Raw genomic sequence first — 19,978 nt, forward strand, 5'->3', positions numbered from 1 at the left:
CGCCAGAAATCTCGCCATATGAGCCGCGAACCTCGATTGTGCCGTTCAGCACCAACCGCCCGATCATCCGCGCCGCCGTACTGGCATTGACCTTGTACATGAGCGTCGCGCCGAAGAGATACGTGCCGTCAACGGGTGCCACGAAGCGGTTGTTCACGGCATCAAACATTCCCTGGTCGTTGTAGTCGGTGTTGTTGATGCCGATCTTTGTCCAGGTTTCGACGCCGACATAGTTGTCGTAGTTGGTGTAGGCCTTGAAGCGCGGCAGCTGAGGCTGGTCGACAATGCCGGTGGGGTTGTCACGATTAACGGAAAGTGCCGGATCAATGTCTACCAGAACACAGCCCAAAACTGAAATGCGCCATGCCGTGATCCTGTCGGACGCGGATTGCCTGACCGTCTGGAAGCTCCTCGGCGCCGCGACGCCTGCTCATGTCTATCATCGCGTATTGGCCCTGGGCCGGATGGACCCGAATCTCCAGGCGGCGATGGTGGACGGGCATGAACCCGCGCTGGCCTACCCGCAGGCCTGGACGGGCGCCTGATCCATTCGCGAAAGTAACGCTTAACCGTCACAACATCAGCTTGCCAGGCCTGCGGCAGGGGGATCCAGTCCCAGCGGTCCGACGCGAAATTCTGCTCGACCCGGTGCAGGGTCTACGCACATCGGAATTTCCCCGACGCCCGCTGAATCACCCCAGTTTGTCTACCATGTGTCTACTGGGAGCAGATCTTGATCTGCTGGCTGTATATCAAAAGCTCCCCAACCCTTTGATTTTGTTGGTACCCGAGGCCGGACTCGAACCGGCACGCCCGCTAGGACGGGGGATTTTGAATCCCCTGCGTCTACCATTCCGCCACTCGGGCCACCGAAGGGTGGTTTAGCGCCGGCTGCGCGGCTTCACAAGATCACCCGTAAAAACTTTGTCCAGAATCTGGATCAGACGATCGAAGCGCGAAGGCAAGCCTCCGCGCGTTCTCCCGCCATGTCAGTCGCCGATCTTTCCTGTGAACGGCTTGCCTTCGCCTGCCCCGATGATCGACGGCTGGGCGTTGAGCTTTTCCACGGTCAGGCCGGTAGCCTCCTTGTAGCGGTCCGCGAAGACGCGGCGCTCGGCTTCTGGCATCACGTCGTCGATATTCTCGAATCCGTCTGGCGCCAGGTCGTCCACCGCGTCGAGCACTGCATCGGGGCCCTGCCCGCGATTGGCAATGATGATCGCGTTGACGGCCTCGCGGCGCTCCTCGTCATAATCCTGCAGGGCCAGCGTCGTTTCGCCATTGTCCCGCAGGCAACGCGCGATCACCCGCGCGTCGAGGATCCCTTGCGAGGCTCCGTTGGAGCCAATCGGGTACATCGGGTGGGCGGCGTCTCCCAGCAGGGCGATACGCCCCTCGGTCCAGGAAGAAAGCGGATCGCGATCGATCATCGGCCATTCCCATACCGCCTCGGTCCCGCCGATCAGCGCCGGAATGTCGAGCCATTCGAATTTCCAGTCGGCAAAGCTCGGCAACACATCGTCGATCTCGCCGCGACGGCTCCAGTCCTGCTTCTCCCAGTCCCGCTCGGGCGCCACGGGAAGCTCCGCGATCCAGTGAACAAAGCTTTGGGTTTTCCCTCTTTCTCCAATGGGATAGGCAACGAACTTCATGCCCTTGGTGCCAGAGATCGTCATCGTTCTGCCACCGAGGAACTTCGGCGCACGGGCAACCCCGCGCCACATCATCGACTTGCGCCAGTTGGGCATGCCGGCATCGGGGAAGAGCGTCTCGCGAATGGAGGAACGGGCTCCGTCGCTTGCGACCAGCACCGAGCCGCGCAGCCGGTCCAGCTCGTAGCCGTATTGGCGGTCCGTCAGGACGACTTCCAGCCCGCGCGAGGTTTCGTACCATTCGGAGACCTTGGCGCCGGCAAGGATCGCCTTGGGGCCGCAGCGTTCCAGCAGCGTCTCGTGCAGCATCATCTGCAGGCTGCCGCGGTGGATCGAGATCTGCGGAAACTTGTAGCCCGCCTCGCGGCCGCGCGGCTCGGACCAGACCTCCTGGCCCCTGTTGTTGAAATAGGCCGTGCGTTCGGTCTGCACGCCGATCGTCTCAAGCTTGTCCTTGAGGCCGAGATCATAGAGTTCGCGCACGGCATGGGGTTGCAGGTTGATGCCGAAGCCGAGCGGACGAAGCTCGGCGATGGCTTCTATGATGCGGAAGGGCACCCCGACCTGGTGAAGGGAGAGACCAAGGGTAAGCCCGGCAACACCGGCTCCGGCAATAAGGACAGTCATCGGATACGCCTCCGTTCATGGCATCTGGCCGTGGTAAGGGCCGGTTTCGCCTTCCTATGCTGTGTTAGCGCTGCAAATTGCAACCGGGGATTGGCTTGCAAGCCGAGTTGCATTGACTGCATGGCAGTCCGTGCAGGTCTAGAAGTCAGAGCCGATCCGTTCCGAACGTGTCGCACACCTCGATATTGCCGGATTTGAAACCGGTCGCGAACCACCTCTGCCGTTGTTCGGAACTGCCATGGGTGAACGTGTGCGGCTGCGGGACCCTGCCAGCCTGACGCTGCAACCTGTCATCGCCGATCTGCCTGGCTGCGTTCAGCGCTTCGGCGATGTCGCCCTGCTCCAGCGTGCCAAGCTGTGCCTCGACATTGCGGGCCCAGATGCCGGACAAGCAGTCGGCCTGCAGCTCGATCCGTACCGAGATGGCGTTGCTGTCGGCTTCGCTGACCCGGCTGCGCAGGCTGTTGGCCTTGCCAAGGATGCCAAGCTCGTTCTGGATGTGGTGGGCGATCTCGTGCGCGACGACGTAGGCGGCCGCGAAATCGCCGTTTGCGCCGAAACGGTCGCGCAACTCGGCGAAAAAGGCCGTGTCGAGATAGGCCTTCTGGTCGACCGGGCAGTAGAACGGACCCGTCGCGCCGGAGGCATTGCCGCAGGGAGATTGCGTGACGCCGGAAAAGAGCACGAGGATAGGCGGATTGTAGGTTTCACCGATCTGGCTCGCGAAGATGTTACCCCAGACCTCCTCCGTGTCGGCCAGCACGACGGAGACGAATTGAGCTGCGGTTTCCTCCTCAGCCGAAGGCGCCTGCCCGGTGGAATACTCGGTCGGCTGATCATTACCCTGCAACAGGAAAGTCGGATCGATTCCAAGAAACCATCCGATTGCGAGAATGACCAATAGACCCACGCCACCCACGCCTCCGGCCGTCGATGCGCTGGTCCGGCGGCCTCGCCGGTCCTCGATGTTATTGCTTCCGCGCCGACCCTGCCATTTCATCCTCGACTCCCTCGCTTGACCCTGAGCCTTCTCCGTGATGTTTGCACAGTGATCATTACAGGAAACGAGCCCTTGCTGCGAAAACTTTACGACCGGACCATTTCTCTCGCGGCGGGACCGTATGCCCTTTGGGTATTGGCGGCCGTGGCATTCATCGAGAGTTCCTTCTTCCCGATCCCACCGGATGTGTTGATGATCCCGATGATCATCGCCACACCGCGCCGCGCCTTTCTGATTGCCGGCGTGGCTATGGTTTCCTCGGTTCTTGGCGGCATGCTTGGCTATGCGATCGGCATGTTCGCCTTCGATCAGATCGGGCAACCGATCCTCGAAAGCCTCGGCAAGGCGGATTCGATGGCCGAATTCAACCAGCGGTTCAACGATTTCGGCTTCTGGGCGGTTCTGGTCGCGGGGCTGACGCCCTTCCCCTACAAGGTCATCACGATCATGTCGGGCTGGACGGGCATGCCCTTCTGGACCTTCATGATCACCTCGATCATCGCGCGCGGCGGGCGGTTTTTCCTCGTGGCAGGATTGTTGTATCGATATGGCGAGCCGATCCGGTATTTCATCGAGAAGCGGCTCGGGTTGCTGACGATTATCTTCTGTGTGCTGCTGTTCGGCGCCTTCTACCTGGTGAAGTACCTATGAACGCCAAGATCCTTGTCGCGCTGGCCACAGTCGCCTCCGCTGGCTCCGTCGCAGGGGCGTATTTCTTTCAGCACGTGGTGGGCATTCTGCCCTGCCACCTGTGCCTGTTGCAGCGCTATCCGCACTGGATCCTGGCAGCACTCGGGGTTGTGATCCTTCTGAGTGGGCGTGTTCGGCTGGCCTGGCTCGGGGTGCCGGTCGCGCTCTACAGCTTTGGCCTTGCGATCTATCACAGCGGCGTGGAGCGCAAGCTCTGGGCGGGGCCGAGCGATTGCACCGGCGGACAGGATCTCTCGGGCATGTCCGGGTCGGACCTTATCAGCATGGATTTCGGCGCACCGACCGTGATGTGCGACGAGATCTCCTTTTCGATCCTTGGACTGACCTTCGCCAATATCAACGTGGCCTTGTCGGCGGTGCTGATTGTGGTCTGGCTCACGGCCGCGCGCCGCGCCTGATAGGCAAGGCGACGCGTTCTCGCGCCCCTTTCGTTTAACGCTTCTTCAAAGCATCGCTCAGCGCCGCCCCGAACGCGCTGTTGCTCGCGCCCTCGTTGCCCTGATGGCGCGGCGTGCCCTTGCCGCCTGAACCGGACGGTCCTTTCCCGCGCGGCCCCTTCGACGGTTGCGCGCGCTCCGGGCGCGTATTGCCCGGCTTGGCATCCTTGCGCATCGAGAGGCCGATCCGCTTGCGCGGAACGTCCACTTCCATGACGCGGACCTTGACCACGTCGCCGGCCTTCACCACCTCGTGCGGGTCTTTCACGAAGCGGTCCGCCAGTTGCGAGACATGGACCAGCCCGTCCTGGTGCACACCGATATCGACGAAGGCGCCGAAGGCCGCGACATTGGTGACCGTGCCTTCGAGCAACATGCCGGGCTTGAGATCCGTGATCTGTTCCACCCCGTCGGCGAAGCTGGCGGTCTTGAATTCGGGGCGCGGGTCGCGGCCGGGCTTGGCCAGTTCCCCGAGGATGTCGCGCACCGTGGGCAGGCCGAAGCTCTCGGTCACGAAATCCTCCGCGCGCAGCTTCGCCAGTTGCGCCTCGTCCCCCATCACCTGCCGCAGGTCGCGCCCGCAGGCCGCCACGATGCGGCGGGCCACGTCATAGGCTTCGGGGTGGACGGAGGAGGCGTCGAGCGGCTCGGAGCCGCCATTGATGCGCAGGAAGCCCGCGCATTGCTCGAAGGCGCGCGGACCGAGGCGGGCGACCTTGAGCAGCTCCTTGCGCGAGGCAAAGGCGCCGTTCACGTCTCTATGCGCCACCACGGATTCGGCCAGCGCGGGGCCGAGGCCGGAAACCCGCGCCAGCAGCGGCGCGGAAGCCATGTTGAGATCGACACCGACCGCGTTGACCGCATCCTCGACCACGCCGTCCAGCGCGCGGGAGAGGCGGAATTGGTCCACGTCATGCTGGTACTGGCCGACGCCGATGGCCTTAGGCTCGATCTTGACCAGTTCGGCCAGCGGGTCCTGCAGGCGGCGGGCGATGGAAACCGCGCCGCGAAGCGACACGTCGAGGCCCGGGAACTCCCGCGCGGCCAGTTCGGAGGCGGAATAGACGGACGCCCCAGCCTCGGAGACGACAACCTTGGTGGGCTTCGCGCCCGGCAGTTCGGCGATCAGCTCGGCCACCATGCGCTCGGTCTCGCGGCTGGCCGTGCCATTGCCGATGGCAATCAGGTCCACGCCATGCGCCTTGATCAGCCGCGCCAGCGTTACCTGCGCGCCGCGCAGGTCGTTCTTCGGCTGGAAGGGATAGATCGTGTCGGTGTCGAGCAGCTTGCCGGTGGCATCGACCACCGCCACCTTGACGCCGGTGCGGATGCCGGGATCAAGCCCTATGGTCGCGCGCGCGCCGGCCGGGGCGGCCAGCAACAGGTCCTTGAGGTTGCGCGAGAACACGCGGATAGCTTCTTCCTGCGCCCGGGCGCGCATCTCGCCCATCAGGTCGAGCAGCAGGCTCAGGCTCAGCTTGGTCCGCCAGGCCCAGCCGGCGACCTCACGCAACCATTTGTCGCCAGCCCCCTCGCTGCGCGTTTCCAGCGCGGCGCAAACCATCGCCTCGACTTTTGGCAGGTCCACCTCCGGATCGGGCGCGATCTCCAGCCGCAGGATACCCTCGTTGGAGCCGCGCAGCATGGCCAACGCGCGGTGGCTCGGCACGTCGGCCCAGATCTCACGATGGTCGAAATAGTCGGAGAACTTGGCACCCTTGGTCTCTTCGCCCTCGTTGACGCGCGCGGAGAGATAGGCGCGCTGCTGCATGAAACCGCGCAAACGGCCCAACAGGTCGGCATTCTCGGCCAGTTCCTCGACGATGATGTCACGTGCGCCCGCCAAGGCGGTTTTCGTGTCGGGCACCTCTTCGCCGAGGAAACCTTCGGCGAGCTTTGCCGGCTCGGCGGAGCGATCCGCCCGGATCGCCTCGGCCAGCCCGTCAAGGCCCCGCTCGCGGGCGATCATGGCGCGGGTGCGCCGCTTCGGCTTGTAAGGCAGGTAGAGGTCTTCCAGCGCCGCTTTCGTATCCGCCCCGGCGATCTTTTTCTCAAGCTCATCGCTCAGCTTGCCCTGATCGCGGATGCTGTCGAGGATCGTCTTGCGCCGCGCCTCCATCTCGGTCAGGTAGGCCAGCCGCTCCGACAGGTCCCGCAACTGGGTGTCATCGAGCCCCCCCGTCACCTCCTTGCGGTAGCGCGCGATGAAGGGCACCGTCGCGCCCTCGTTCAGAAGCCCTACCGCAGCGGTGACCTGTTCTGGGCGCGCGCCGATTTCGCCGGCGATGGTGCGGGTGATGGTGCGGGTGATGCGGGCGGATGTTTCTGTGCTCATCTCTGTCCGTTCAAATGATCGCAAGAATGGGGCCCTCGCCAGCCATTGGCGAAAGGGTCACGCGCCCGGAAACCGGACGCGCCTGATTAGTATAGCTGAAAAGTCGCTGTCGGCTCAGAACGGGATTTCGTCGTCGATATCGCCACCGGGGCCACCCGGACCGCTCTTCCCGCCGCCGCCATAATTGCCGCCGGGCTGGCCACCGCCACCGCCATAGCTGCCGCGGTCGTCATAGCCGCCGTCACCGCCACCAAAGCCGCCAGTATCGCCACCACCGCCACTGCGGCTGTCGAGAATGGTCAACTCGCTGCGATAGGGGCGCAGGACAACCTCGGTCGAGTAACGGTCCTGTCCGGACTGGTCCTGCCATTTGCGGGTTTCAAGCTGGCCCTCGATATAGACCTTGGAGCCCTTGCGCAGGTACTGCTCGGCGACGCGGGCGAGCGGTTCCGAGAAGATCGCCACGGAATGCCATTCAGTCCGCTCGCGACGCTCGCCGGTATTGCGGTCCTTCCAGGTTTCCGATGTCGCGATCCGCAGGTTGCAAACCTTGCCACCGTTCTGGAAGGTGCGCACCTCGGGGTCCCGGCCCAGATTGCCCACCAGGATCACCTTGTTCACCGATCCGGCCATGCGCTGCTCCTCGTATTTTGCGCGTGCGCTCGCAGGCGCACCGATTCCGATTGGAGCCAGACGCTACACCACCTGAAGACGGTGCAAAACCGCCAATATCCAGCGCGTGGAGTCCACAGGCTGGCGCGACCCGGAGTTTTGGCTATACTGCGCCGCCAAGAACAAGTGGAATTCGGGACAAAGTGCATGTTGAGGGGTGTCGAGACAGGGCTCATTGCGGCCGTTCTGGCCGCCGGGCTGGCAGTTTTAACTGCCGCGCCGATTTTGGCGGAAACCTCCGTCTCCTCCAAGGCACGCACCAAGCTTTTTGCGTCCCAGACTCGCCTTCTGGATAACCGCGCCGCCCAGCAATATGAGAATTCGGTCCGGCTGCAGCCGCCATCGACCAAAGCCGCGCTCGATTCCGCCGCGGTCCCGAGCTATCGCGGCCGCTATTCCGGCCCCTATCTCCAACTCGCCAAGAACGCCGCGCGGCGCCACAACGTGCCCGAGGACCTGTTCCTGCGCCTCGTTCAGCAGGAGAGCAACTGGAAGACCGGTGCAGTGTCGCACAAGGGCGCGATCGGGCTGGCCCAACTCATGCCGGACACCGCCGCCAAGCTCGGCGTCGATCCGAACGATCCCAAGCAGAACCTGGATGGCGGCGCCCGCTACCTGCGGATGATGTATGAGCGCTATTCCAGTTGGCGCCTGGCGCTGGCGGCCTACAATGCCGGCCCCGGCGCGGTGGACAAATATAATGGCGTGCCGCCCTACCGGGAAACCAAGCGTTACGTGAAGAAGATCTGGGGCAGCTGAGTCGGCCCGGACCGGGAACCGTGCGATCGGTGCATGTCCGGGGGCATGTCGCTGATTTTGATTCGTCCCAAGGGTTGCGGCCGTCGGTTCCGCCCTCCTGTCCGATCTGCGAGCCGGCGGGATCGTGCCGACCATGGGTGTCAATTACGACACGCGCCGATCTCTTTGCGACGCCGCTGAAAGGACATGAACGAGACCTTCACGATTTCTCGGAAATTCCCTTGATTGAATGGATATGAACTCCTAGGTCGGTTTCAGGGCCCACGGTGAGACAGGGCTTTCCCCCTTTGTTGGAGGTTGCGATGCTGACACGCGACGACATGATCCGCGAACACCGCGCGCGCTCAGGCTCCCTGCCCGCGCTTGTGCTGGTGTATTCCGTTCTGCTCAGTACGCTGGCGCTGTCGGCGAGCGCTATTCTGTAGGGCGACCTCGGGGGCCCTTTTCCATTCAAGTCCAGATCTCAACACGACCGCAACGCCCGTGAGGACGCTGCGGTTTCTTCGTTAAGACGGGGCCGCTTCGCGCTGTCTGCAACCGCTCGAGACCAAGGCACCGCCACTACCGGGGATCAATCGCCCGGAGGGAAACGTTTCGTCTCCTCCAGGATGTTCAGGTCCATGTGGTTGCGCATGTATTGCTGGCTGGCCTTTTTGAGCGGCTGGTAATCCCACGGGTAATACCCACCATTGCGCAACGCCTCATATACAAGCAGGCGGCGGGCCTGGCTGGCGCGGACCTCTGCGTCGAACGCGTCGAGGTTCCAGCGCGCATGGGCTTCCTTCTTCAGCTCCTCCAGGATCGCGGCGCAGGAAGGATCCTGCGCCCGGTTCCGCATCTCTCGCGGGTCGGCCTCGATGTCATAAAGCTGATCGGGATCAAGCGCGCATAACGTCAGCTTCCAGCGCCCCTTTCGCAGGCAGACCATCGGCGCCTCCGAGGCTTCGGCCGCGTATTCCATCACGACCGGTGCCGCGCGGGGCAAGCCGCCGGCAAGCGGCAAAAGGCTCTGCCCGTCGATCCAGGGCGCCATATCGTCGATGGACACCCCGGCGAGATCGCACAAGGTGGGCGTCACGTCGATGGTCGAGACAGGCTCGGAGACCCGCCCCGCCGAAAGGCCCGGCGCCGCGATCATCAGCGGCACCCGGGCCGATCCCTCGAAAAAGCTCATCTTGTACCACAAACCGCGCTCGCCGAGCATGTCGCCATGGTCCGAGACGAACAGGATCACGGCCTCCTGGCCGGTCTTTTCGAGGGCGTCGAGCACCTCCCCGACCTTGGCGTCGCAATAGGAGATATTGGCGAAATAGGCCCGGCGCGCGCGGCGGATATGCTCCTCGGTGATATCGAATTCGCGCCAGTTATTGGCGTCGAAGATCCGCTTGGAGTGATTGTCCTGATCCTCGTAGTCAAAGGCAGGGACCTCCGGAAGAAGGTGTTCGCAGTCTTCGTAGAGATCCCAGTATTCCCGGCGGGCGACATAGGGGTCGTGGGGATGGGTGAAGCTGACGGTCAGCAACCAGGGCCGGTCATCCTGTCCGCGGGCCAGATCATAGACCTTCATCCTCGCCTCGTGGGCGACGTTGTCGTCATATTCCAGCTGGTTGGTGATCTCTGCCACGCCCGCGCCGGTGACCGAGCCCATGTTGTGATACCACCAGTCGATCCGCTCTCCGGGCTTGCGGTAATCCGGCGTCCAGCCAAAATCGGCAGGGTAGATATCGGTGGTCAGGCGCTCCTCGAACCCGTGCAACTGGTCGGGTCCGACGAAATGCATCTTGCCCGAAAGGCAGGTCTGATAGCCCGCGCGGCGCAGGTGGTGGGCGAATGTCGGGATGTCTGAACGGAACTCCGCCGCATTGTCGTAGACCCCGTTGCGCGAGGGCAGTTGCCCCGACATAAAGGCCGCCCGCCCCGGCGCGCAGAGCGGCGAGCCGGTATAGCAATTCGCGAAGCGGACCGCCTTGGCGGAGAGACGCCTGAGATTGGGGACGTGCAGCCAATCGGCCGGCCCGTCGGGGAAGAGCGTTCCGTTGAGCTGGTCGACCATGAAGATCAGGATATTCGGCTGGGTCATCAACGTTCCTTCGGCGGCATGTTTGCTTTGCGAGAAAGAGTATCCGCCGCGGGCACGGAGCCGTGCCACGCAGCGTCGCAGTAGGGGCGTTTTTCGGCATTTCGGGCGCACCAATGGCCGGGCGCGCTGCAATCTGGGGGCATGCGCCCGCCGTCTCCGCCCGTTTTTTCCAAGAACCACGCCAGGAGTGGAGGTATTCGGGACACGAATTGTCGCCGGGTTGCAACAGTGGACAGGCCAATTTCCCGCCGGTGAGGGAGATCAAAGAAATATCTACCTTTCGGTGAATACGGTGGTGTAGGCGCGGCGGACGACGCCGATACCGCCATGTGGCCGCATGAATCGGCTGCCACAGGAATTGAAGGCCCGGAGGTTGCGATGCCGACACGCGACGACATGATCCGCGAATACCGCTCCCGCGCAGGCACCCTGCCCGCGCTGCTGCTGATCTATGCCGCCCTTGTCAGTACGCTGGCATTGTCTGCTAGCGCCATACTCTGAGCGAAGCGCCAGCGCCCAGAATTATCCACCAGACCCGAACCGAATATCCCTGTGTCACCGCACCCAGTGACAAGGTGTGTGGATCTCTGGATGATAGCCGCTCCCGCGATGGGAGCGACCGGTTTTCTCGTGGCCGCGATCAGTTGCCCGCCGCCTCGCCGATATTGTCGACGCCGCGTTCCTCGAGCACGGTTGTCAGCCATTCGGGATCCATCTCCGGCACAGAGGACAGCAGCAGATCCGTGTAGGGATGATGCGGCGGGGTGAACATTTCGTCCTTGGGCCCCTGCTCCACCACCTTGCCATGTTGCATCACCACCACCTCGTCGGCGATCGAACGCACCGTGGCCAGGTCATGGGTGATGAACATGTAGGCCAGGCCAAACTCGTTCTGCAGCCGGTCGAGCAGCTTCAGGATGCCCTCGGCCACGAGTTGGTCGAGCGCGCTGGTCACCTCGTCGCAGATGATGAATTCCGGCTCCGCCGCCAGCGCCCGGGCGATGCCGATCCGCTGCTTCTGCCCGCCCGACAACTCCGGCGGGTAGCGGCTGTAATACTTGGACGGTTCCAGCTCAATCAGGTCCAGCAACTCGTCAACTCGTTGCTTCAGCGCAGGGCCGTGCAGCCCGCCATAGAACTGCGCCGGCCGGCCGATGATCTCGCTGATCCGGACCTTCGGGTTCAGCGCCGTGTCCGCCATCTGGTAGATCATCTGCGCTTGCCGGAGCTGGTCGCGCGTCCGGTCCTTGTAGCGCGGCGGCAGCGGCTCGCCCTTGCACAGGATCTGGCCGGACATCGGCGGCAGAAGCCCGGTGATGCAGCGCGCCGTCGTCGATTTTCCAGAACCGGATTCGCCCACGACGGCCACGGTCATGCCCGGGTAGATGTCGAAGGAGACATCGTCCAGAACCTTGACCCCACCGGTATAGGCCGCGTCCACGTGCTGCACCGAGATCAGCGGTTCGCTGCCATCGGTGGGCCGGTGGCGCTGCGGCGAGTTGAAGGAGCGCACCGCCCAGAGGCTCTTGGTGTAATCCTCCTGTGGATTGTCGAGCATCACCTGCGTCGGCGCCTGTTCGACCTCCTCGCCCTTGAGCAACACCTTGATCGTATCGGCCATCTGGGCCACCACCGCGAGGTCGTGGGTGATGTAGATCGCCGCGGTGTTGAACTGGTCGACGATGTCGCGGATCGCCGCCAGAACCTCGATCTGGGTGGTCACGTCGAGCGCCGTGGTCGGCTCGTCGAAGATGATCAGGTCCGGCCGGCAGGACATGGCCATTGCGGTCATCGCCCGCTGGAGCTGGCCGCCCGAGACCTGGTGCGGATAGCGGAAGCCGATCTCCTTGGGGTTGGGAAGACGCAGCCGCTCATAAAGCTCCATCGCATCTTCCTGCGCCTCCATGCGCTTCTTGATCCGGTAATGGACGGGCGCCTCGGTATGCTGGTCGATGATCTTGTGGCTGGGATTGAACGAGGCCGCGGCCGATTGCGCCACATAGGCGATGCGCGAGCCGCGCAGCGCCCGGCGCTCGGATTCGGAGGCCGTCGTCAATTCCATCCCGTCGAACTCGATCGAGCCGTTGGAAATGCGTGTCCCGTCTCGGGCATAGCCCATGGCGGCGGCGCCGATGGTGGATTTGCCCGCGCCGCTCTCGCCGATCAGGCCGAGCACCTCGCCGCGATGCAGGGTGAGGTCCACGCCCTTGATGATCGGCACCCAGGTCTCGTCCGAGTAGCCTTCGATCTTGAGGTCCTTGATTTCGAGCAGGACCTCCGCGTTCTTGAACTTGTCATTCATCTTACTGCTCCTTCAGGCCGGAGGTGCGGAAGAGCATCCAGTCGACGACGAAATTGATCGCCACCGTCAGCAGTGCGATCGCCGCCGCCGGGATCAGCGGGGTGATGTCGCCGAAGGAGATCAGCGTCGCGTTCTCGCGCACCATTGAGCCCCAGTCCGCCGTGGGAGGCTGGATACCGAGACCGAGGAAGCTCAGGCCGGCAATGAGCAGGAAGACGAAGCAGAATTCCAGCCCGAACTCGGCAATGAGCGGTGCCGTGGCATTCGGCAGGATCTCCTTGCGGATCAGGTACCAGTCCTTCTCCCCGCGCAGTTTGGCCGCCTCGATATAATCCATGACAACGATATTGCCCGCGACCGCCCGGGTCAGGCGGAAGACGCGCGGCGAATAGATCACCGCCACCACGATCACGATCACCTGCAGACCGGTGCCGAAGATCGAAAGAATCAGCAGCGCGAAGATCAGCGACGGGATCGACATGATCACATCCGCCGTGCGGCCCATGAGCTGATCGAACCAGCCGCCTTTCACGGCCGCCAGAAGCCCCGCCGTCGCCCCCATCAGGAAGGCCAGCAAGGTGGCGACAAGCGCCAGGCCGACCGAGTTGCGCGCGCCATAGATGATGCGGCTGAACATGTCGCGGCCAAGCTGGTCGGCACCCAGGAGCATGTTCTCATCCGCCGGCGCAAAGGCCTGGCCGATGATCTCGGCCTCGCCATGTGGTGCGATCCAGGGCGCGAAGATGCCGGCGATGGCATAGGTGAAGATCACGAACATGCCGAAGGCCGCCGTCAGCGGCGCGGTGCGCAGCTCCTTGGCCAGACCAGGCTTCGAGATCAGGATCAGGAACTCGCGGAAGGCATAGGACGTGCCGGCCGCGAGCGCGAGCACGAAGGCCGATGTCGCCACGAAACGCAGCGCACCCGCCCCGCCGATGATCCCCAGAACGAAGGAGACCAGCGTCAGCGAGAAGATCAGCATGAAGACCGAGCGCTGCTTGTAATAGGCGGCAAGGCAGGAGGCCCCGATCAGGGCGGTGTAGTAGAGTATGACGAAATTGCTCATGTTCCCGCCCTCACTTCGGATGCCGCAAGCGCGGGTTGGTCAGGATCGCCCCGACATCCGCTGCAAGGTTGAGAAGGATGAAAGTCGCCGCGAAGATCATGCAGCAGGCCTGCACGATCGGGAAATCGCGCTTGGCGACCGCGTCGACCAGCAGCTGTCCGATGCCGGGATAGACGAAGACCACTTCGACCAGCACGACGCCGGTGATGAGATAGGCGAGGTTCAGCGCCACCACGTTGATGATCGGCGCCCAGGCGTTCGGCAGGGCATGTTTCACGATCACCTTCCAGGGCGGCGTGCCCTTGAGCCGGGCCATCTCGATATAAGGAGAGGCCAGCAGGTTGATGATCGCCGCGCGCGTCATGCGCATCATGTGTGCGGTCACTACGAGCACCAGCGTCAGCATTGGCAGAAATGTCCTTTCGAGAAGATCGAGAAGGCTCATGTCACCGCTGAGGCTCGAAATGGCCGGGAACATCGTCGTGCGGACAGCCAGGAAGAGAATGAGAATGTAGCCGAGGAAGAATTCCGGCGAGGAGATCGTCGTCAGCGTCATCACGTTGGCGACGCGGTCGAAGATCGTGTTGCGGTACAGCGCCGTGAAGACACCGAGCATGATCGAGATCGGCACCGCGATCACCGCCGCGTAGGAGGCCAGGAAGAGCGTGTTGACGAAACGGTCCGAAATCGCCTCGCTCACCCGTTCTCCGGAAACAAGCGAAACCCCGAAATCGCCGGTTGCGGCACCGCCGAGCCACTCGAGATAGCGCACGGGCGCGGGCCGGTCGAGACCAAGCTGCTCGCGCATCGCGGCAACGGTTTCCTCGGTCGCGCCCTGTCCGAGCACGGCTTCGGCGATATCGCCTGGCAGCAGTTCCACAGCAAAAAAGATCAGCACCGACACCACAAGAATGGTGAGGAGGCCAAGTCCCAGTCTTTTAAAGACCAGCCTGGTGAGGTCGCCCATATGTCCCTCCGAAGCTTCGCATGACGACCGGCAGCCGAATGCGCGTTCCTGATTGTCATTGCGCGTTTCCGGTTTCGCCGGGAACGCCTTCCGGGGCATGGCTTTCAGCTCGGTCGCCCTGTGCCGCCGGATCGAAAGCCCCCGGCGCGAAACCGCGCCGGGGGCCGGGATTTTTCATGTCAGGCTGTGGACCACCAGCGGCTCGCCGCCCGGGCCCCATCGCATTCCCAACTCGCCGCCATCGCGTCGGGCGTGCCGATATTCGCGCGGCTGGCAAAAACGAAGTTGTTGAAGAACGGGATGATGGTGCCGCCATCGTCATGCGCGATCATTCCCATCTCGCGGTAGATCTCGGCCCGCTTGGCGTCGTCAAGCTCGGCTTTGCCCATCAACAGCAACTCGTTGAAGCGGTCGTTGATCCAATAGCTCTCGTTCCAGGCCGCGTCGGCCTTGTAGGCCAGCGTGTACATCACATCCGGCGTCGGGCGCGCGCCCCAGGAGACGAGCGTGAACGGCTTCTTGAGCCAGACATCGGAATAATACCCGTCATTCGGCTCGCGCACGACATTGACCTTGATGCCCGCCGCCTTGGCATGCTCGGCATAGAGCACGCACATGTCCACCGCGCCGGCATAGACGCTGTCTGCCGTGCTCAGGCTGACTTCCAGCCCCTCGGCACCGGCCTTCTTCAGCAGCGCCTTGGCCTGGTCGGGATCGTAATCGCGCTGCGGAATGTCGGCAGGCCAGTAGGGCTGTGCCGGCGAATGGTGGAAATCGTTGCCCTTGGTGGCCGCGCCGAAGGCGATCTTCTCGATGATCTCGTCGCGGTTCATCGCCAGCTTGAGCGCGTTGCGCACGTCCGGATTGTCGAAGGGCGCCTTGTTGCAATGCATCGGCATGGTGATGGCGCCGGCCGAGGGAATGTTGTGGATGTTGATGTTCCGGTCCCGCTGCAGCAGCGCCATCGTCTTGAGCTCGATGATCGAGACCGCGTCCACGTCGCCGGTGACCAGCGCGGTCTGGCGGGCGTTCGGATCGTTCAGCACGATGATCTCGACCTTGTCGAACCAGGCGCCTTCGCGGTGCCAGCCGTCATGGCGGGAAAGCTGCCAGCTCACGCCGAACTCGCCGCCGTCGATCTTGTAGGGGCCGGTGCCGTCGCCGGACTGCCAGTCAATCGTGCCGTCATCCTTGGCCGGGCAGATGGCAAAGTGATAATCGGTCATCAGCCACGGCAGGTCGGCATTGCCGCCCGTCAGGGTGATCTTGACCGTGTAGTCGCCATCCTTGGTGATATCGACCACGTCGCTCAGCAGCGCCTTGGCCGCCGAGGTCGTCGCATCGCCACGGTGGTGATTCAACGAGGCAATGACATCATCGGCGGTACATTTCTTGCCGCTGTGGAAAGAGGCGTTCTCGCTGAGCTTGAAGGTCCATTCGGAGGCGTCGGCGGAAGCCTCCCAGCTGTCGGCAAGATCGGGGCCGAGCGAGCCGTCGCCATTGATCATGGTCAGGTAGGACCGGTGGGTATGCGCCAGGTAGATCATCTGGCGCGACACATAGGTGCCCGGATCATGCGTATCGGCAGTATTGCCGTCATGCAGACCCCAGCGGAAGCTCCCGCCGGATTTGGGCTGAGCCGCCGCCTTGGTGGTCCAAAGCCCGGTGGCCGTGGTCGCAGTCAGGCCGGCAGCGATCGAGGTGTTTATGAAATCTCGACGCGAGATCCGCCCCGTACGGGCTGCCTCTGCAATGCGGTTTATAAGGACTTTATCCTTCTTCGACATTCTGTTCTCCTGTTGGATTCTTGCTGTCCGGCGTCATTGTCGCGCCTTCAGAGTCGGAGCGGTTCCTGCACTGGCGGGGGAAATTGCTCAAAAACGACATGCAATTAACCAAACACGAACCGCCACTGAGTTCCACCCCGACAGGAGAGAAACTTTGACTTCCCCAAGGGAAACCTTCTGCATGCATTGGTCGTATCGTTGCCTTTCCTGATCCGTGATGCAACATTTGCGACGCGTTGAATGAAAAAAACATTTCGTAAAACGGCTGACTTGGGGTGAAGTAACTTTCGCAGGCCGCGCCACGACAGCAAGAAACCGGGACACGGTTTCTTTCGGGCCATGGCAGAGCTATGCTGGAAATCGACATTACATGTCGCAAACCGACACCCTCGGGTGCCGCCCGTATTACCAAGAAGAAAGACAGGGACGCATGAGCCATAACAGGAAAACAACGACCTTCGCACAGCCGACACGCCGCAGATTTCTCGGCACCACGGCTGCCTTCGCAGGACTCGCTTCGACGGGCACACTTCTGGGCACGGAACGCGCCCGCGCTCAGTCGCGCGGTGGCACAATCCGTGTCGCAAAGGGCCATGGCAACACCAGCGATACGCTCGACCCGGCAACCTGGACCAATGGTTTCACCGTGGCATTGACCTACGGGATGAACGGTTTCCTGACCAAGGTCGGTGTTGACGGGTCGCTGGAGCCGGACATCGCGGAGAGCTGGGAGGCCAGCCCCGACGCCAAGACATGGCGGTTCAAGATCCGCTCTGGCATCACCTTCCATTCCGGAAAGCCGGTGACACTGGACGACGTGATCGCTTCGATCGACTACCATCGCGGTGACGAGTCGAAATCGGTCGCCAAACCACTGGTCTCCCCGATCGTTTCGATCGCCAAGGAGGGCGAAGACACGGTCGTTTTCGAACTGGAGACCGGCAGCGCCGACTTCCCCTTCGTATTCACCGACTACCACATGGCGATCTGCCCCTCCGACGGCGCGGGCTCCATCGACTGGCGCTCCGGCGACGGGTGCGGCCCCTACAAGCTGGTCGAGTTCGATCCCGGCGTGGTGGCCCGCTTCGAGCGTTTCAAGGACGACTGGGACCAGGAACGCGGCTTTATCGACGCGGTGGAGATGCTGTCCATCGTGGATCTGAACGCGCGGACCACGGCGCTGGTCTCCGGCGATGTCGACGCGATCGACAAGCTGGACCTCAAGACCGTGGCGCTGCTGGGCCGCAATCCCGGGATCGCGATCCATTCCGTCGCCGGTCCTCAGTACTACAGTTTCGCCGCGCGTGCCGATACCGCACCGCTCGACGATGTGAATGTGCGCCGGGCTTTGAAACATGCGATCAACCGGCAGGAACTGGTCGACAAGATCCTCTTCGGCCACGGCACCGTGGGCAAGGACCAGCCGATCGGGCCGAGCTATCGCTTCCACAACCCGGACCTGGCACAGACGCCCTATGACCCGGACAAGGCGAAGTTCTATCTCAAGGAAGCCGGGCTCGACGCGCTGACCGTTCAGCTTTCGGCGGCCGATGCGGCCTTCCCGGGGGCGGTGGACGCCGCCGTGCTGTACCAGAACTCGGCCTCTGCGGCCGGCATCACCATCGACGTCAAGCGGGTGCCGAATGACGGCTACTGGTCCGATGTCTGGCTGAAGCACCCGTTCTGCGCGGTCTACTGGGGCGGTCGTCCGACCGAGGACCAGATCTTCACCACCGCCTTCGAGGGCGGCGCTGCCTGGAACGACAGCATGTGGGCGAATGACCGCTTCGACGAGTTGCTGGTCATGGCCCGGGCCGAACTCGACGAGGACAAGCGGCGCGCGATGTATTACGAGATGCAGGAAATCGTCTCGACGGATGGTGGCACCGTACTGCCGATGTTCGCCAATTTCGTCTTCGCCACCGGCAAACGCGTGGTGCATGGCGACATGGCCTCGAACTTCGACCAGGATGGCGAGCGCTGGATGGAGCGCTGGTCGCTGGCCGACTGACCTCGCCCCGGCGCGCCGTCACACACGGCGCGCCAAGCTTTCCACCGCAGCGCCGCATTGGCGCCGAGGGTGATGCAGATTACGGCGGCAGGCGCTTCGGCGCCTCCGCCGCACAGCCGGCCCCGAGCCCGCCGCCCTACCCATTCCCCTGCCCGCTCCCGCATTTTTCACCGTGCCGCGCAAAACGGCACGAACAGCATGATGTTCGGAGATTTGCGGCTGCATGTCGCCTCGCGCGTTGGCTTTGGCTTGACAGGCAGAGCGCGCCGCCCGCTATTCTGGCCAACAGATCACGCCTGTCCTTCTCCGTTCCCGCGACCGGGCAGCGCGGCTCTCCGCACCTCATTGTCAAGGCTCCGTTCCGGGGCTGAAAGGAGCCCCCCGCATGACCGCCCAGGACCTTCCCTTCAGCCGGGCCGAATATGCCCGCCGTCTCGACAAGACCCGCGCCGCGATGGCGGCGGCCGGGCTCGACATGCTCTTTGTCGAGGATCCGTCCAACATGGCCTGGCTGACAGGGTATGACGGCTGGTCCTTCTATGTCCACCAGGGGGTGCTGGTCTTTGGCGACCGCGACCCGCTCTGGTGGGGGCGGCGCATGGATGCCAATGGCGCGCTGCGCACAGTCTGGATGGAGGCGGAGCATGTGCGCGGCTATGCCGACCATTTCGTGCAAACGACCGAGCGCCACCCGATGCAGGACCTCGCCGCGATCATCCGCGCGGCGGGCGGCGGGCGCGGCCGGATCGGCGTCGAGATGGAGAATTACTACTTCTCCGCCAAGGCCTATACCACGCTGCTGGCCGAACTGCCGGAGGCGGAACTGGTCGACGCGACCGCGCTGGTCAACTGGCAGCGCGGGGTAAAATCGGACGAGGAGATCGCCTTCCTACGCAAGGCGGCGGGGATCGCCGAGCGGGTGATGGACGGGGTGATCGAACGGATCGAACCGGGGATGCGCAAGAACGTGCTGGTGGCGGAGATTCTCCGCGACCAGGTGCTCGGAAATGGCGAGGACTGGGGCGACTACCCGGCCATCGTGCCGCTGCTGCCGAGCGGGCCGGACGCCTCTGCGGCCCATCTGACATGGAATGGCGCGCCCTTCCGAACCGGCGAGGCGACGTTTTTCGAGCTGGCGGGCTGCTACCGGCGCTATCACATCCCCTTCTGCCGGACGGTCTGTCTCGGCGAGCCGACCGACGCCTTGCGGCGGGCCGAGGCGGCGCTGGTCGAGGGGCTGGAAGCGGGGCTGGAGGCGGCCCGAGCCGGCAACCGCGCCTGCGACATCGCCAATGCGCTCGCAAGGCCGCTGGAGCGCGCCGGAATCGAACGCGGCGCGCGCTGCGGCTACCCGATTGGCCTGAGCTATCCCCCGGACTGGGGCGAGCGGACGATCTCGCTCCGGCCCGAGGACGAAACCATCCTGGAGCCGGGAATGACCTTCCACTTCATGCCCGGCCTCTGGATGGAGGATTGGGGGCTGGAAATCACCGAAAGCATCCTGATCCGCCCCGACGGCCCGGCGGAATGCTTCTGTAACCGGCCCCGCAAGCTCTTCGTGAAGGCGTGAGC

Annotated in this window: 17 protein-coding genes, 1 tRNA gene and 1 pseudogene; 8 read left to right on the forward strand and 11 right to left on the reverse strand. The window is 63.4% G+C overall.

Annotated features, from left to right (window positions below; translation table 11 throughout):
• Positions 1-349, reverse strand: a pseudogene (locus tag BLR85_RS19790) (hypothetical protein); the annotation flags it as partial.
• Between BLR85_RS19790 and BLR85_RS19795 the strand changes: the two are divergent.
• Positions 327-545 carry a hypothetical protein gene (locus tag BLR85_RS19795; RefSeq protein WP_139188472.1) on the forward strand — a complete coding sequence of 73 codons (219 nt, stop codon included), beginning with the start codon at positions 327-329 and terminating at the stop codon, positions 543-545. The pseudogene BLR85_RS19790 and the gene BLR85_RS19795 sit on opposite strands and share 23 nt — an antisense overlap.
• A gap of 236 nt (positions 546-781) precedes the next feature.
• Here the strand turns inward: BLR85_RS19795 and BLR85_RS19800 are convergent.
• From BLR85_RS19800 to ypfJ, 3 genes are all read right to left on the reverse strand, one after another.
• Positions 782-867: transfer RNA gene (locus tag BLR85_RS19800), tRNA-Leu, on the reverse strand.
• Between the two features lie 122 nt (positions 868-989).
• Entirely contained in the window at positions 990-2,279 is a 1,290-nt protein-coding gene (locus BLR85_RS19805; RefSeq protein WP_093161253.1) for a flavin-dependent oxidoreductase, read from the reverse strand.
• A gap of 145 nt (positions 2,280-2,424) precedes the next feature.
• A complete protein-coding gene (ypfJ, locus tag BLR85_RS19810; RefSeq protein WP_093161256.1) occupies positions 2,425-3,279 on the reverse strand; it encodes a KPN_02809 family neutral zinc metallopeptidase in 855 nt (284 codons plus the stop codon).
• 72 nt (positions 3,280-3,351) lie between these two features.
• On the opposite strand from ypfJ, the gene BLR85_RS19815 reads away from it, so the two are divergent.
• Positions 3,352-3,930: a YqaA family protein gene (locus BLR85_RS19815; protein WP_093161259.1), complete on the forward strand. Its 579-nt coding sequence runs from the start codon at positions 3,352-3,354 to the stop codon at positions 3,928-3,930.
• A complete protein-coding gene (locus BLR85_RS19820; protein WP_093161262.1) occupies positions 3,927-4,388 on the forward strand; it encodes a disulfide bond formation protein B in 462 nt (153 codons plus the stop codon). The genes BLR85_RS19815 and BLR85_RS19820 overlap by 4 nt, the downstream gene beginning before the upstream one ends.
• Positions 4,389-4,422: 34 nt before the next feature.
• Here BLR85_RS19820 and BLR85_RS19825 read toward each other — a convergent pair whose 3' ends face one another.
• Both BLR85_RS19825 and ssb read right to left on the reverse strand, forming a co-directional pair.
• Positions 4,423-6,762: a Tex family protein gene (locus BLR85_RS19825; protein ID WP_093161268.1), complete on the reverse strand. Its 2,340-nt coding sequence runs from the start codon at positions 6,760-6,762 to the stop codon at positions 4,423-4,425.
• Positions 6,763-6,876: 114 nt separating this feature from the next.
• Entirely contained in the window at positions 6,877-7,395 is a 519-nt protein-coding gene (ssb, locus tag BLR85_RS19830) for a single-stranded DNA-binding protein (protein ID WP_093161271.1), read from the reverse strand.
• Positions 7,396-7,581: 186 nt separating this feature from the next.
• On the opposite strand from ssb, the gene BLR85_RS19835 reads away from it, so the two are divergent.
• Together BLR85_RS19835 and BLR85_RS30285 are read left to right on the forward strand one after the other, a co-directional pair.
• Positions 7,582-8,193 (forward strand): lytic transglycosylase domain-containing protein, encoded by a 612-nt coding sequence (locus BLR85_RS19835; protein WP_093161273.1) that lies wholly within the window; start codon positions 7,582-7,584, stop codon positions 8,191-8,193.
• A 302-nt stretch (positions 8,194-8,495) separates the two neighbouring features.
• Complete coding sequence (locus tag BLR85_RS30285; protein WP_280138501.1) at positions 8,496-8,618, forward strand: hypothetical protein; 123 nt, start codon at positions 8,496-8,498, stop codon at positions 8,616-8,618.
• A gap of 146 nt (positions 8,619-8,764) precedes the next feature.
• Here the strand turns inward: BLR85_RS30285 and betC are convergent, their stop codons facing one another.
• Positions 8,765-10,273 carry a choline-sulfatase gene (betC, locus tag BLR85_RS19840; protein WP_093161327.1) on the reverse strand — a complete coding sequence of 503 codons (1,509 nt, stop codon included), beginning with the start codon at positions 10,271-10,273 and terminating at the stop codon, positions 8,765-8,767.
• 378 nt (positions 10,274-10,651) lie between these two features.
• Here betC and BLR85_RS30290 point away from each other — a divergent pair, with 378 nt between their 5' ends.
• Complete coding sequence (locus tag BLR85_RS30290) at positions 10,652-10,774, forward strand: hypothetical protein (RefSeq protein ID WP_280138502.1); 123 nt, start codon at positions 10,652-10,654, stop codon at positions 10,772-10,774.
• Between the two features lie 139 nt (positions 10,775-10,913).
• Here BLR85_RS30290 and BLR85_RS19845 read toward each other — a convergent pair whose 3' ends face one another.
• The 4 genes from BLR85_RS19845 to BLR85_RS19860 all read right to left on the reverse strand — a co-directional run bounded on the left by BLR85_RS19845 (position 10,914) and on the right by BLR85_RS19860 (position 16,395).
• A complete protein-coding gene (locus BLR85_RS19845; RefSeq protein WP_093161276.1) occupies positions 10,914-12,575 on the reverse strand; it encodes an ABC transporter ATP-binding protein in 1,662 nt (553 codons plus the stop codon).
• Between the two features lies 1 nt (position 12,576).
• Positions 12,577-13,641 (reverse strand): ABC transporter permease, encoded by a 1,065-nt coding sequence (locus BLR85_RS19850; RefSeq protein ID WP_093161279.1) that lies wholly within the window; start codon positions 13,639-13,641, stop codon positions 12,577-12,579.
• A gap of 10 nt (positions 13,642-13,651) precedes the next feature.
• Positions 13,652-14,608 (reverse strand): ABC transporter permease, encoded by a 957-nt coding sequence (locus BLR85_RS19855; protein ID WP_093161282.1) that lies wholly within the window; start codon positions 14,606-14,608, stop codon positions 13,652-13,654.
• A 179-nt stretch (positions 14,609-14,787) separates the two neighbouring features.
• A complete protein-coding gene (locus tag BLR85_RS19860; protein ID WP_093161285.1) occupies positions 14,788-16,395 on the reverse strand; it encodes an ABC transporter substrate-binding protein in 1,608 nt (535 codons plus the stop codon).
• A gap of 430 nt (positions 16,396-16,825) precedes the next feature.
• Between BLR85_RS19860 and BLR85_RS19865 the strand changes: the two genes are divergently transcribed.
• On the forward strand, positions 16,826-18,406 hold the full coding sequence (locus BLR85_RS19865; protein WP_093161287.1) for an ABC transporter substrate-binding protein: 1,581 nt from the start codon (positions 16,826-16,828) through the stop codon (positions 18,404-18,406).
• Between the two features lie 385 nt (positions 18,407-18,791).
• Positions 18,792-19,976, forward strand: coding sequence for a M24 family metallopeptidase (locus tag BLR85_RS19870; RefSeq protein ID WP_093161290.1), 1,185 nt, complete (start codon positions 18,792-18,794; stop codon positions 19,974-19,976).
• The last annotated feature ends 2 nt before the right edge of the window (positions 19,977-19,978 follow it).

The organism is Aliiruegeria lutimaris, from assembly GCF_900099935.1.
Classification (GTDB): domain Bacteria; phylum Pseudomonadota; class Alphaproteobacteria; order Rhodobacterales; family Rhodobacteraceae; genus Tropicimonas; species Tropicimonas lutimaris.